Source organism: Alphaproteobacteria bacterium (assembly GCA_033344895.1).
GTDB lineage: Bacteria > Pseudomonadota > Alphaproteobacteria > UBA8366 > Aestuariispiraceae > Pacificispira.
The window spans coordinates 233,883-247,710 of sequence record JAWPMN010000001.1 but is presented as its reverse complement, the minus strand read 5'-3'; the positions used below and the strand labels follow the sequence as shown (position 1 = coordinate 247,710).

Sequence of the window (13,828 nt, the reverse complement as noted above, 5' to 3'; positions counted from 1 at the left end):
CAGAAGCCCCCTGCAACTGTGGGGGCACCGATGCGGCTGTCATCAGAATGCTTTCAGCTTACGCCAGGCGAAGACGACCATCTTCAGCAGCAGCCAGCCGTCCCGGAAGCGGCTGATCTGCGGCTCCCCATAGGTGCGGTCGGCGTATCGCATCGGAATTTCCACGATCTTCAGGTTCTGTTTGGCAGCCCCGAAGATCAGGTCGAAATCGCCGAACGGGTCGAAATCTCCGAAATAGGAGCGGCCGGCCTGAATCTTCTCGTAATCTGCCTTGGTCAGGACCTTTGTGCCGCACAGCGTATCGGTGAAGCGCTGGTTCAGCAGGAAGGAAAAGATCATCGCGAAGGTGCGGTTCGCCCAGTAGTTCAGAAACCGCATCGCGCCCTTTTCCATCGGGTAGACAAGCCGCGATCCGTTGATGAACTCGCCCTTTCCGGTCGCAATTGCCTCATAGAATTTCGGCAGTTCCTCCGGCGGCATGGTCAGGTCGGCGTCCAGGATCATCAGAATGTCGCCGCGTGCCTCATCGAACCCTTTTCGGACCGCATCGCCCTTGCCCTTGCCCGGTTGCTTGAAGACCTTGATATCCCAGCCGCCGTTTTCGGGCTTGGCATAATGGTCGCGCACCCGCTCGCATTCCTCATAGGTTCCGTCGGAAGAGTTGCCCTCGACATACAGCACCTCGATATCCTCGCAGAAGCGGGGCAGGCGGGTGACGGCACTTTCGATGTTGCCGCGTTCATTCCGGCAGGGAACCAGCACCGTCGTCGACAGGTTCTTGCGCTTGGCCTTCCGTTTCGACCGGGCCACAATGAAATGGCGCAGCGACAGCTTACGGATCAGCGGCAATGTGCCGATGTATCGGTTGATCAGTGTTCCCAGGCCCAGAAGGCGGGCGGGAATCAACTGCCGCCATTCGGTCTTGATGACGTCGAAATCCGACAGGTCCAGGATGTTTGCGATATCCGCCGGGCTCAGGAAGTTGACCTCCGGCTGAGGCATCTTCATCCCGACCGCTTCGCCGACCCTCAGGACCGGTTCCCAAAGATGGCTGTAATAGGAAATGACGATCCGGGTTTCCTCGTCGCACAGGTCGTGAAGCTGATCCAGCGTCGCCTGGCAATCGTCCAGAAAACCCAGTGTGTCCGACAGAACGATGAAATCGAACGGTCCTTCCAGTTCACGACGGACCGAGGAAAGTTGCTCAACGTCACCGACCCGGAACTGCAGTTCGGGATATTCATGTTCCGGATAATTGGTTCGGGCCACATCGACCATGTTGGCCGAAAAGTCGACGCCGATGCCATAGGATGGCTTCAGATCGGCCAGCAGCGTCCCGGTGCCGCACCCGAGGTCCAAAATGCGGGATCCCTCGGGGATCAGGAACTTCATGAAGGCAAGGTCGTCGGCATAGAAGCCAGCGTTCCGATCGCGCCAGGAATCGCGCTTGACGGCAATGTTTTCGATATGGTCCAGGATCGACGATTTGCGCTTCGACAAGCGATCGCGCCAATGTTTCCCCGTCGCGGCCTTGGGCTGCGCTGCGCCGGCCTGCTTCGGGGCGGACTTCTTTGCCGCCGTCTTGCGCGACGCCTTTTTCGCAGTGGATTTCTTCGCCATGTCTATTCCCCTCCTTCGGCCGTAACCGGTTCCTTGGGACGGACGGCCCCACCGAAGAACCATACTGCACCGCCGATCAGGCCGACGGCCAACATTTCCAAGCCCATCACGATTCCCAGGGCGACGGGTCCGGCGTCGCCTGAGGTCGCCGCGCCGATGAGTACGAAGCCCGCGGCAAAGGCGCCTTCCCGGACGCCCCAGCCGCCGAGCGAAATCGGCAGTGTCGCGACCAGGATCGAGGTCGGCACCACGATCAGGCAATCCTCGATGCTGTACGTCAATCCGATCGCGCGTGCCGACAGATAGGCCGTTGCGATCAGCATGATATGCGTTATCAGCGCCAATCCCAGGATCGGCAAGGCGTCGGACGGGCGGCGCACCAGCTGGATGAACAATCGTGCAAAGCGCACGGCTGCACCGCGCAGGCGGCCACCGCGGCCGGATTCCGGCATGCGCGCCACAAATGCCAGAAAGATCACGCCCGCTACGCCGGCGACAAGGACCCCCGCGAAGCCGCCGAGTATGCCGGTATCTCCGACCCGCTCCAGCAGCAGCGGCATTCCGATCAGAATCATAAAGCAGAGGCCGACAAGCCCGGTCACGCGATCCAGGACGACCCCGTTCACGGCCTGACCGAAGCCGGAACAGAACGGGCGTACACGATAGACCCGCATGACGTCGCCGCCGATGGCCCCGGGCAGCGCCTGATTGAAGAACATGCCTTCCAGATAGAACCGGAAGGAATGCGCGAAGGACAGCGCGACGCGGTCCATCGCCATCAGGCGGCGCCATCGCAGAGAGTTGCATATCAGCTGCACGAAAATCAGGCTGGTCGCGGCACAGAGCAGAAGCGGGTCTGCCGCCTGCAGCAGCCCCCCGATCTCCACAAGGTCGATATCCTGGGCGATAAGCCAGAACAGAAGCCCCGTCACGGCAACCTTCAAAGCTATGGCGGCATGCTTGCGCCAGGGGCTCTTTGGTACGGATGACTGCGTCATGGACGGCGGGGCCTCTGTCGAAGCGGCCATGACAAAGGCCGCAAAATTCCGCGGCTCAATACCCGCTTCGTTCTTGGAAGGCAACCGGACGGCGGCGAATGCCCTGAATCAGTAGGCCCGGTCCGTGACGAAATCGACAAGGTCGGTCATCGCGTCCTTGATTTCGCCCTTCGGGAAGATGCCCAGCGCGTCGCGCGCGACACTGCAATAGTGACGGGCCCGATCAACCGTATCGCTCAGCGTTCCATGCGAGGTCATCAGGCGCATCGCCTCTTCCAGATCGCCGTCCTGCTGTTCCAGACGTTCGATCGTGCGGTGCCAGAACTCCCGCTCCTGATCGTCGCCACGACGATAGGCCAGAATGACCGGCAGGGTGACCTTGCCCTCACGGAAATCGTCGCCGACGGTCTTGCCCAGGGCGCGCTGGTCTGCGGAATAGTCCAGCACGTCGTCGATCAGTTGGAACGCGACGCCCAGATTCATGCCGTAGCTTTCCAGCGCCTCTTCTTCGGCGGCCGGACGATCGGCCACGACCGCGCCGATCCGGGTCGCGGCCGCGAACAGGGTCGCGGTCTTGGACCGGATGACCTCCAGATAGGCTTCCTCGGTTGTCGTCGGCTCGTTTGCGGTCATCAGCTGCAGGACTTCGCCTTCCGCAATCACGGCGGAAGCATCGGACAGGATGCGCAGGACATCCAGGGACCCGTCCGCCGTCATCAGCTGGAATGCACGGGAGAACAGGAAGTCGCCTACCAGAACGGACGCTTCATTGCCCCAGATTGCATTGGCGCTGGCCTGTCCGCGGCGCAGGTCGCTCTCATCGACCACATCGTCATGCAGCAGGGTGGCGGTATGAATGAACTCGACACAGGCCGCCAACGCGATATGGCGGTCGCCTTCGTAATGGCACAATTGCGCCGATGCCAGCGTCAGAACCGGGCGCAGGCGCTTGCCGCCGGCCGCGATGATATGGCCGGCCAGTTGCGGGATCAGCGCGACCGGGCTCTTCATGTGATCGAGAATGTGCTGGTTGACCTTGCGCAGGTCGTCATCAATCAGCGCCAACAGGGCGTCCAGGCTGGGACGACGGGACTCCGCGTCCGCATCTCGCTTCTCGTTCAGGGGAAGAATGGTCGCCACGCGCGCGATCTCCGAACCAAAAATGCCGTAGAAACGGGCCTTTCACTCACGGCGCAAAATAGCGGAGGGCCCTTGGCGGTCAAGTGGCGGTTTGCCGCAATCGCCTGCTATTCCGCTTCATTCTCCGGATTATGGCAGACGACCTGAAGCTTGTTGCCATCCGGATCGCGAAAGTAGGCGCCGTAATAATGCGGGTGGTAATGCGGTCGCAGACCGGGGGCGCCTTCGTCGACAGCACCCAGGGACAGGGCAGCTGCATGCACCGCGCGCACGGTTGCACGGTCCGGCGCGATGAAGGCGACATGCGTTCCGTTGCCGTGTGTGGCGTCCTTTCCATCATAGGGCGGCAGCACCCAGACCTGGTCGCCGTCGGCTTGCCCCCAGGCCCCGAACCCCTTGTCTTCATCGCCATGAAACCGACTGTGGCCCAGTAATTCCATGATCGCGTCATAGAAGGGAATGGCTTTCGCACCGTCATTGGTGCCGAGCGTGATGTGGCTGTACATGGCGAACCGTCCCGGTTTCCTCAGGTCAATGGCGACTGCTCCAGCAACCAGTCCCGGAAGATCCGGGCGGCCGCATTCAACCGCGCCGTCGGCGGTGTGATCAGATAATAGGCGTCCTGCATCGGGATGGCGATATCGAATGGGCGGATCAGGCGTCCGCTGTCCAGGTGGCCGTCGACAATGGGCGAGTGCGCGAGCGCCACGGCCGTTCCCTGCTGCGCCAGTTCGAAGGTCATGACATAGGTGCTGGCCCAGTGGCGCTCGAAATCGCTGCCGCCCGATACGCCGGCGGCCTGCAGCCATTGATCCCATCCCTGACGCAGCCCGGCCACATCGATCAGGCGCTGGGTGTGAAGATTCTGTGGTGAACGGAGGGTCTCGGCGACCTCCGGCGCGCAGACCGGGTAGACCTCACCCTGGGCAAACTTCTCCCCGGTCTGACCTTCCCATCGACCGGCGCCGAAGCGGATTTCGACACTGGCATAGGGGGCGACATTCTCGCTGGTCCAGACCGACGTCGCGACATTGAGGCGGATCCAGGGGTGCAGCTTCAGAAACGCATCGAGACGGGGCGCCAGCCAGAAGATGGTGAAGGCCATATTGGCATGGATATCCAGCCGTGCGTCCTCATCCTGGCCCACAATGGCTGCGGTTTCGGCGATCAGGGTTTCGAATGCCGATTGTACCGCCGGCAGATAGACCCGGGCCGTGTCCGTCAGTTGCAGGCTGCGCGCGCGCCGGATGAAAAGTCCGCGCCCCAGCGTGTCCTCCAGCGCCTTGATCTGCTGACTGACGGCGGACTGCGTGATGCCCAGCTCCGTGGCGGCGGCGGTGAAACTCAATGTACGCGCGGCCGCTTCGAAACTGCGAAGCCAGTTGAGGGGCGGCATTTGTCCGGGGCGCATGGCGACTCCATAGACGTCGAAGTTTGGATAAGTCTATCATTAGTATGACTAATGAATAGGGCCGAGTTTATTCGTTTGTCCTGCGAAAGGCCCCGCCGCATGCTCCCCCGCGAAAATCTTCATTTGAAAGGGGACCAGTATGTCCGTCAGCCAGCTGTCCGAAGCCAGACCGACCGATCTGCCGCATCGCCAGGAACGAGAGGACCTTGCCTGCGCCTTCCGCTGGACGGCGCGCCTGAACATGCATGAGGCCGTGGCCAATCATTTCAGTGTCGCGGTCTCGAACGACGGCAACGAGTTTCTGGTCAACCGTTACGGCCGCCATTTCTCAAAGATGCGCGCCAGCGACATCATGCTGGTCGATGCACGCGAGGAGCCGGAAGGCATGGGCGACGTGATCGATCCCACGGCTTATTGCATTCATGGTGCGATGCATCGGAACAACCCGCAGGCGCGCTGCATTCTGCATGTCCATTCGAAGTATGCGACCGCGCTGTCGGCATTGAAGGATACGTCGATCCCGCCGATCGATCAGACGACGATGCGCTACTATAACCGTGTTGCGGTCGACACCGGTTTCGACGGCATGGGGCTTGGCGATGAAGCGGAACGGCTGTCCGGGGTGCTGGGCAATCGGTCGGTTCTGCTGATGGGCCAGCATGGTGTGATGACCGTCGGCGAGACGGTCGCCAAGGCGTTCGATGAACTGTACTATTTCGAACGCGCCTGCGAGACGCTATTCCTTGCATTGTCCAGCGGCCGGGACCTCAATGTCGCCAGTGACGCGGTGGCGGAGAAAACGGCCCAGCAATGGGAGGACTATCCCGGCGCGGCGGAGAAGCACTTTCAGGCGCTTCGTGACATTCTGGACGAGGAGGAGCCGGACTACAGGAATTGAGCCCGGGCCTGCTCGCCGAAGGAAAGGGTTGAGGGTACATGACTGTCGAGTCCGTGGTTATCGTTGGGGCCGGGCAAAGCGGCGGCCGCACTGCTGCCTTGCTGCGCCAGGAAGGGTTCGAAGGGGACATCTGTCTGATCGGTGCGGAACCGCACGCCCCCTATGAGCGTCCGCCGCTGTCCAAGGCGGTCCTGAAGGGGGAAAAGGACGCGTCGCACTGCTTCCTTTATGACGCGGCCTTCTATGACGACAACCGGATTACCCTGAAAACCGGAACCCGGGTCGAAGCCATCGACACAACGGCCGGAACCGTCAGTCTGAGCGATGGCAGTGTGCTGCCCTATGGCGCGCTGGTCCTGGCGACAGGCGGTGTGGTCAAGCGCCTGCCGCTGCCCGGCGCGGATCTGAAGGGCATTCATGTCGTCCGTACTCTTGAGGACAGCGCGGAACTCGGCGCGGATCTGACGCCAGGTGCCCGGGTTGCGGTCATCGGCGGAGGCTTCATCGGTCTGGAGACGGCGGCAAGTGCCCGGCAGATGGGGTGTGACGTGACGGTCCTGGAAGGTGCTCCGCGGATTCTCGGTCGGTCCGTCCCTCAGGAAGTCGCCGATGTCGTCGCACGGCTGCACACCGATAATGGTGTGAAGATCGATCTGAACGTCCGGATCGCGGGTTTCGAAGGGAAGGATGGCAAGGTAACCGCCATCCGCTTCCAGGATGGATCCGAGATGCCCTGCGATGTGGTTGTCATCGGCATCGGGATCGCGCCTGGCGTCGATCTCGCGGAGGCAGCGGGGATCCCCTGCGAGGATGGCATTCTGGTCGACGAATTTGGTGCCACCCGGGTCGCGGGCGTTTATGCGACGGGCGATTGTGCCCGCGCGGTCAACCCGCATTATGGGGAAGCGATCCGTCTCGAAAGCTGGCAGAACGCGGATATGCAGGCCCGCGCTGTCGCGCGCAGCATCTGCGGCAAGCCGGAGGCCTATGCGCCTGTGCCCTGGCTCTGGTCGGATCAGTACGATTGGACGCTGCAGACCGCAGGGCTGCCCGGAAAATGCGACACTGTGGTCACCCGCGGCAGTTACGAGGACGGCGCCGTCATATTCTTCACCTTTGAAAAGGGGACCCTGACGGGCGTTGCGGGGTTTGGGCAGGTCTCCGCCATCGCCAAGGATGTGAAGGTCGCCCAGATGATGATGGAGCGCGGCGTGAATCCGGATCCGGGTCTCCTGGCCGATACGGCGATGCCGCTGCGCAAGATCATGAAGGCCGCGTGACGGGCTATCGCAAACGGATGGGGTTGCGCCCGAACTTCAATTTCGAATGGCAATATATATCGCACCGATTAAACTGACCCGAGGATGACCGGGGTAGGGATCGGGGTTTGTCGGTTCGGTGTTTTCTGACGACGCTTGCGTTGTGTCTGGCCATCGCGGCCGCAATGGGAACAGAGGGTAAGGCGGAACCGCTTCGGCCCGTTGTTCTGCAGCTTCAATGGCACCATCAGTTTCAGTTCGCCGGCTACTATGCGGCAGTGGAGCAGGGCTACTATCGGGATGCCGGGCTGGACGTTGCGATTCGTCCGGCGAAGGGGGATGACGACCCGGTCGCGGCTGTCCTGTCCGGTTCTGCGCATTTCGGGGTCAGTTCGGCGGACCTGATCGTTGCCCGCTCGAAGGGGCAGCCGGTCGTCGTGCTGGCGCCGATTTTCCAGCACTCTCCCTTCGCGTTGATCACGCTGCAATCCCGCGGTTTCGACAATGTTCAGTCGTTGGCCGGGCAACCGCTGATGATCGAGTCGCATGGCGCCGAGCTGCTGGTATTCATGCAGGATGAGGGGTTGAGTGCGGATGCGCTGATCCGGCGCCCGCATACACGATCCATCACGCCGCTGCTGGACGGGCGCGTGGCCGGCATGTCGGCCTATGTAACGGACGAGCCGTTCGCCCTGCGCGAGTTGGAAATCCGATACAATGTCGTGACCCCGCGTTCGGGCGGGATCGACTTCTACGGCGATACGCTCTTCACCAGTGAGGACCTGCTGAATGGCGATCGCGAAATGGTCGAGGCCTTCCGGGACGCCAGCCTGAAGGGCTGGACCTATGCGATGGACCACCCGGAAGAAATTGTCGACCTGATCCTGAAACGATATAGCCGCGATCAGTCTCGTGCGCATTTGATGTTTGAGGCTCGGGAGACCGAAAAGCTGATCCTGCCGTCGATCGTGGAGATCGGGCACAGCAATCCCGGACGGTGGCGCCACATCGCGGACATCTTCAAGCGGGCCGGCATGATGGACGATGCGGTGGACTTCGACGCATTCCTGTATCGACCGCTGGATGTTTTGCCGGGCTGGGTTCGGCCGGCTGTGCTGGGTGGAATTGCCGGCACCGTGCTGTTTGCAGGCATGGCCGGGGCGATCGGTTTCATGGCCTTGCGTCTGCGCCGTGAGGTGGCGCAGCGGCGCGCGGTGCAGGCGGAGCTGGAACGCATGGCACTGACCGATCCGTTGACGGCATTGGATAACAGACGCAGTTTCTTCGCCGTCATGGAACGCGAACTGGAGCGCGCCAAACGCAGCGGGGGAAAGCCGGGCCTGATTCTCCTCGATCTGGACCGGTTCAAGAGTCTGAACGACACGCTGGGGCATCCTGCCGGTGACGCGGCGTTGAAGGCGGTCGGGGAACTGCTGCACGAAATCGTCCGGCCGTCGGATGTTGCCGCCCGAATGGGTGGGGAGGAGTTCGGCCTCCTGATTGCCGACGGCGCGGAAGGGGCCCTCATGCGAATCGCGGAAAGGGCCCGCTCCGGCATCGAGGCCCTGACATTCGACTGGCACGGCCAGCCCGTATCGCTGACCGCCAGTTTCGGCGTGGCATTGGTCGCCCAGGGGGACACGCCGAACAGCCTGTATGAACGGTCGGATCGTGCCCTGTTGGCTGCCAAGGAGGCCGGTCGGAACCGGGTGGTGGCGTCGGCCGATCCGATCCCGGCGTGATCCGGACGATCGCGACGGGCGCGGCTACCTGTCGCGAGCGCCATTGCTTGCCCTGAACCGGCAAACCCGCTACCAAACCGGCGTTTCATTGGCATTTCCCGGCAGACGAGCCCCCGATCATGACCGACGGCCTTTCCAAGACGCTGCTACCTGATGGTTTGCGCGACGTTCTCCCCCCGGAGGCGACCCGCGAAGCGACGGTCATGCGCGGCCTGATCGACCGATTCCGGGCTTCCGCCTATCGCCGTGTCGATCCGCCTCTCGTGGAATTCGAGGACAGCCTGCTCGACGGGGCCGGCGCGGCGACGGCGACGCATACCTTCCGACTCATGGATCCGGTTTCCCAGCGCATGATGGGGGTGCGGGCGGACATGACGGTTCAGGTCGCGCGTATTGCGACCTCCCGGCTGGGGCGTGCGCCCCGTCCGCTCCGCCTATGCTATGCCGGCCCGGTCCTTCGGGTTCGGGGCAGTCAGCTGCGGCCGGAACGGCAGATCACCCAGGCGGGATGCGAATTGATCGGCGCCGATACGCCGGAAGCGGATGCCGAGCTCATCGAAGTGGCGGCCGATGCCCTGGCGTCGGTCGGTGCCGGGGATCTTTCCGTGGATATCAGCCTGCCGACGGTCGTGCCGGCGGTCTGCGAGGCCCTGGGCATGACGGCCGAAGAACGGCGCGCGGCGCGAATCGCGCTTGATCGCAAGGATGCGCACGATGTCGCGGCGCTTGGCGGCAAGGCAGCGGAGAGACTGGGCGCCCTTCTGGACGCGTGCGGTCCTGCCCGGCGCGCCCTCGAGACGCTCAACGGCATCAAATTGCCGCCGGTCGCAGAGGCGGAGCGCGATCGACTGGCCCGAGTACTCGACCTTCTGGAGGAAGCGGTGCCTTCGCTCGCCGTGACGGTGGACCCTGTCGAACATCGCGGCTTCGAATACCAGACCGGCCTCAGCTTCACGCTCTTTTCGAAGGGCGTGCGCGGCGAACTGGGGCGCGGCGGCCGCTATCACGCGGGCCAGGGCGGCGGCGAGCCGTCCAGCGGCTTTTCGCTTTATCTCGACTCCGTCTTGCGGGCGGTGCCCGAGGCAGGGGAGGGCGACACGGTATTCCTGCCCCATGGCGTCGCGCCGGCTGCGGCGGCGGCACTGCGGGCCGAGGGATGGTGCACTCTGGCGGCCCTGGCGCCGGTGGACGATGTTACGGCCGAGGCGCGGCGCCTTGGCTGCAGTCACGTATTCGATCCGACGCGCGGGGATGGCCCCGCCGCTCTGGACGATCTCTGAGGGTTTGAACAGATGACGAATGTGGTGGTGATCGGCTCCCAGTGGGGCGATGAAGGCAAGGGCAAGATCGTGGACTGGCTGTCCGAACGCGCGGATGTCGTCGTGCGTTTCCAGGGTGGCCATAACGCGGGACATACGCTGGTCATCGACGGCAAGGTCTACAAACTGAGCCTGCTGCCGTCCGGCGTGGTTCGACGCGGCAAGCTGTCGGTCATCGGAAACGGCGTCGTCATCGACCCATGGGCGCTGATGGAAGAGATCGAACGCGTTCGCGCGCAGGGGGTCGAAATCAGCCCGTCCAGCCTGATGGTGGCCGAAAACGCTTCTCTGATCCTTCCGGTCCACCGCGAGCTGGACCACGCCCGCGAGGCGGCCCGGGGCGAATCGAAGATCGGTACGACGGGTCGCGGCATCGGTCCGGCCTATGAAGACAAGGTCGCGCGCCGCGCGATCCGCGTCTGCGATCTGGCCGATCCGGCAAGTCTGCCTGAACGAGTGGAAGCGCTGCTGCTGCACCACAATGCGCTGCTGAAGGGGATGGGCGCGCCGACCGTCGATCCCGCCAGCCTGATCGCGGAACTGGAAGAAATCGCGCCGAAGCTTCTGCCCTATGCCGGGGTGGTCTGGAAGAAGCTTGAAGATCTGCGCCGCCGTGGCCGTCGCATCCTGTTCGAGGGCGCGCAGGGCGTCATGCTGGATGTCGACCATGGAACCTATCCCTATGTGACGTCGTCCAACACCGGCTCGGGACAGGCGGCCACCGGATCCGGCATGGGACCGGGCGGTGTCGGCTACGTTTTGGGGATTACAAAGGCCTATACCACGCGGGTCGGGTCCGGGCCTTTCCCGACCGAACTGCATGACGAGATCGGCGAACGTCTGGGTGAACGGGGCCGGGAGTTCGGCGTCGTGACCGGTCGCAAGCGTCGCTGTGGTTGGTTCGATGCAGTGTTGGTCCGTCAGGCCATGAAAGTCGGTGGCGTCAACGGCATCGCCCTGACCAAGCTGGATGTGCTGGACGGGCTGGAAACGATCAATGTCTGCACGGGCTATCGCATCGACGGCCGGGACTACGATCACCTGCCGTCCTCCACCGCGTTGCAGGCGCGGGCCGAGCCGATCTACGAGACTCTGGAAGGGTGGCAGGAAAGCACGTTCGGGGCGCGCAGCTGGGCCGATCTGCCGGCGACGGCGATCAAGTATATCCGCCGGATCGAGGAGCTGATTGAAACGCCGGTTGCGCTGCTGTCGACCAGTCCCGAACGTGACGACACGATCCGGGTGCACGATCCTTTCGAGGATTGAGACGCCCGCAGGGGGTCTCGTCTCCGTCATTCCCGGTCCGTTTGATTGGCGTCGAATCGTGATACGTGCGACGCTGGCGGCTTAGGCTGCGGTGAAACTGGGAGACGACCGGAACATGGCCCTGAAGGTCAGTGGTGGCGGCGGCGCGGAAAAGACGATTTCGACCGCGCGCGTCGTCGACGTCAAGGATCGATACGAAATCGATTCCGGAAAGCCGCTCCCTGATTTCGATTCTCAGCCGGCGATCGCTTATGCCTGCTCTCACAAGCGGGATTCAAAGCGCAACCTCTATGCGCTGATTTGCGATCCGAAGCTGCCCCCGCGATTTGATGTCGTCAGCATTCTGCGCCGTATCGATCACCGGAATCTGATCCGCGCCCTGGATTGGGACGTTGTGGACTGGCCGCCGGAGGGCCGCCGATGCCCGGTCGTTATTCTGGAGCGGCCCGTCGGCAAACGCGTCATGGAATCCCTGCAAACGGCAACTGCGCCGATGCAGGAAGAACGGGTGACCCGGCATTTCATCGAGCCGATCTGCCAGATCCTGCGCGAGATGCATGCGTTGGGGACCTACCACCGCATGATCCGGCCGGACAACCTGTTTTGGATGTCGGACGACCAGCGCGAAATGCTGGTCGGGGAGTGTTTTTCGGCCCCGGCGGGAATCACCAGTCCAATCGTATACGAGACGCTGGAGTGCTCGCTGGCCTCCGCCGCCGGGCGTGGCGAGGGGGGGCCGGAAAACGATCTTTACGCGGTGGGCGTGACCATTCTGGCGCTGCTTACTGGACATAGCCCGCTTGTCGGCAAGTCCGACGACGAGATCATCCGGTTGAAGCTGAATGTCGGATCCTATGCGGCGATGGTGCAGAACCACCGTGTGTCGCTGACGATGATGGAACCGCTGCGCGGGCTGCTGAACGATCACCCCAGCGAACGATGGACGGTGGAGGACCTGTCCCTGTGGCTGAACGGAAGGCGCCTTTCACCCAAGCAGCAGGCGATGCCGACCAAGGGGTCCCGGGCGTTGACCATTGCAGGCGTGGATCTGACGACCGCGCGAGAAGTCGCCCATGTCATGCACCGCAATTGGGACCAGGCCATCATTCTGGTGAATTCCGGTGCGCTGGATACCTGGCTTCGGCGCTCTCTGGGGGAGGATGATCGGGTCGAAGCGGTCAATCTGGCGAAATCCATCGGCAACGACAATCCGGACCGGTTGGTGTCCCGTGTGCTGATCGCGCTTGATCCGGAAGGTCCTATCCGCCTGCGCGAGTTCTCCGCGACGCTGGAAGGCATTTCCAACCTGATCGCCGCTTTCCCGGACGATCAGCAGGCGCGTCAGCTGTTCGCCCAGGTAATTTCTTATGGCCTGGTGAATTTCTGGCTGGATCAGCAGCGCGGGTTGGAGGCGGGCCATGTTCGCCACATGAACCGTCTCGACAAGGTAAAACCCATCCTAAATCAGACCGGCCTGGGGTTCGGGATGGAGCGTGTCATTTATGAACTCAACAATGGCCTTCCCTGCATGTCGCCGCTGTTCGAGAGGGATTTCGTCCCGACGATCGAACACATCATGCCGGCGATTGAACGGCTTTGCGCCTCTGAGGACCGTCCCAAACGCCTGATCGATCGTCATATCGCCGCGTTCTTGGGCACAGGTTTCAAGCGTGCCATCGGCGGAGAGTTGCGTGACATCGATCGTGCCGCGGATGAGGAAGAAGGTCGTATCGCACAGGTTCGAATTCTGTCGAATCTGCAGGACGCCCTGCATCGCAATGTCAATTTTCCGCATATCTGCGCATTTTGCGCGGCGTTGCTGGAGCCGGCGGTTGAACGATTCCACAGCCGGGATCGGCGCAAGCATGTACGGGCGCGTTTGCGGAAGGTCGCGAAGTCGGGACGCCTCAAGGATCTGCTGGATATCATCGACGATACGCAGGAAGTGTCCAAGGACCAGAATGCGTTCGACAAGGCCTGCATGGATTACGCGAGGTCGACCCAGGAACTGATCAACCTGACGCGGGACATCAACAACAAGCACCGGCTGGCAGAAGAATTGGGCGGACAACTGGCGGGGGCAGCGGCGCTTTTGGGGTGTGTCGCAACGGTGGCCCTGGCCGGCTTTGCGACATTCTTCTAGGGATGAATTGGATAAGCGGATAGGTTTGCGGC

The 13,828-nt window shown here is 62.6% G+C and carries 11 protein-coding genes; 6 read left to right on the top strand and 5 right to left on the bottom strand.

The window, feature by feature from the left end; translation table 11 throughout:
• Nucleotides 1-42: 42 nt before the first annotated feature.
• From R8L07_01135 to R8L07_01115, 5 genes are all read right to left on the bottom strand, one after another.
• On the bottom strand, nt 43-1,620 hold the full coding sequence (locus tag R8L07_01135; protein MDW3204117.1) for a bifunctional class I SAM-dependent methyltransferase/glycosyltransferase family 2 protein: 1,578 nt from the start codon (nt 1,618-1,620) through the stop codon (nt 43-45).
• A gap of 2 nt (nt 1,621-1,622) precedes the next feature.
• Complete coding sequence (locus tag R8L07_01130) at nt 1,623-2,618, bottom strand: lysylphosphatidylglycerol synthase transmembrane domain-containing protein (protein ID MDW3204116.1); 996 nt, start codon at nt 2,616-2,618, stop codon at nt 1,623-1,625.
• A gap of 108 nt (nt 2,619-2,726) precedes the next feature.
• Nucleotides 2,727-3,749: a polyprenyl synthetase family protein gene (locus R8L07_01125; protein ID MDW3204115.1), complete on the bottom strand. Its 1,023-nt coding sequence runs from the start codon at nt 3,747-3,749 to the stop codon at nt 2,727-2,729.
• A gap of 116 nt (nt 3,750-3,865) precedes the next feature.
• Entirely contained in the window at nt 3,866-4,264 is a 399-nt protein-coding gene (locus R8L07_01120; GenBank protein MDW3204114.1) for a VOC family protein, read from the bottom strand.
• Nucleotides 4,265-4,284: 20 nt separating this feature from the next.
• A complete protein-coding gene (locus tag R8L07_01115) occupies nt 4,285-5,169 on the bottom strand; it encodes a LysR family transcriptional regulator (GenBank protein ID MDW3204113.1) in 885 nt (294 codons plus the stop codon).
• Nucleotides 5,170-5,308: 139 nt separating this feature from the next.
• On the opposite strand from R8L07_01115, the gene R8L07_01110 reads away from it, so the two are divergent.
• The 6 genes from R8L07_01110 to R8L07_01085 all read left to right on the top strand — a co-directional run bounded on the left by R8L07_01110 (nt 5,309) and on the right by R8L07_01085 (nt 13,796).
• Complete coding sequence (locus R8L07_01110) at nt 5,309-6,067, top strand: class II aldolase and adducin N-terminal domain-containing protein (GenBank protein ID MDW3204112.1); 759 nt, start codon at nt 5,309-5,311, stop codon at nt 6,065-6,067.
• A gap of 38 nt (nt 6,068-6,105) precedes the next feature.
• Nucleotides 6,106-7,347, top strand: coding sequence for an FAD-dependent oxidoreductase (locus tag R8L07_01105; protein ID MDW3204111.1), 1,242 nt, complete (start codon nt 6,106-6,108; stop codon nt 7,345-7,347).
• Nucleotides 7,348-7,454: 107 nt separating this feature from the next.
• Nucleotides 7,455-9,068 (top strand): ABC transporter substrate-binding protein, encoded by a 1,614-nt coding sequence (locus R8L07_01100; GenBank protein MDW3204110.1) that lies wholly within the window; start codon nt 7,455-7,457, stop codon nt 9,066-9,068.
• 119 nt (nt 9,069-9,187) lie between these two features.
• Nucleotides 9,188-10,348, top strand: coding sequence for an ATP phosphoribosyltransferase regulatory subunit (locus R8L07_01095; protein ID MDW3204109.1), 1,161 nt, complete (start codon nt 9,188-9,190; stop codon nt 10,346-10,348).
• Between the two features lie 12 nt (nt 10,349-10,360).
• Complete coding sequence (locus tag R8L07_01090; GenBank protein MDW3204108.1) at nt 10,361-11,653, top strand: adenylosuccinate synthase; 1,293 nt, start codon at nt 10,361-10,363, stop codon at nt 11,651-11,653.
• A gap of 115 nt (nt 11,654-11,768) precedes the next feature.
• Complete coding sequence (locus R8L07_01085; protein ID MDW3204107.1) at nt 11,769-13,796, top strand: hypothetical protein; 2,028 nt, start codon at nt 11,769-11,771, stop codon at nt 13,794-13,796.
• Nucleotides 13,797-13,828: the final 32 nt, after the last annotated feature.

Coding starts and splice junctions, on each gene's coding strand:
- R8L07_01135 (MDW3204117.1), bottom strand. CDS start 1,620: ATGGCGAAGAAATCCACTGCGAAAAAGGCGTCGCGCAAGACGGCGGCA.
- R8L07_01130 (MDW3204116.1), bottom strand. CDS start 2,618: ATGACGCAGTCATCCGTACCAAAGAGCCCCTGGCGCAAGCATGCCGCC.
- R8L07_01120 (MDW3204114.1), bottom strand. CDS start 4,264: ATGTACAGCCACATCACGCTCGGCACCAATGACGGTGCGAAAGCCATT.
- R8L07_01115 (MDW3204113.1), bottom strand. CDS start 5,169: ATGCGCCCCGGACAAATGCCGCCCCTCAACTGGCTTCGCAGTTTCGAA.
- R8L07_01110 (MDW3204112.1), top strand. CDS start 5,309: ATGTCCGTCAGCCAGCTGTCCGAAGCCAGACCGACCGATCTGCCGCAT.
- R8L07_01105 (MDW3204111.1), top strand. CDS start 6,106: ATGACTGTCGAGTCCGTGGTTATCGTTGGGGCCGGGCAAAGCGGCGGC.
- R8L07_01095 (MDW3204109.1), top strand. CDS start 9,188: ATGACCGACGGCCTTTCCAAGACGCTGCTACCTGATGGTTTGCGCGAC.
- R8L07_01090 (MDW3204108.1), top strand. CDS start 10,361: ATGACGAATGTGGTGGTGATCGGCTCCCAGTGGGGCGATGAAGGCAAG.
- R8L07_01085 (MDW3204107.1), top strand. CDS start 11,769: ATGGCCCTGAAGGTCAGTGGTGGCGGCGGCGCGGAAAAGACGATTTCG.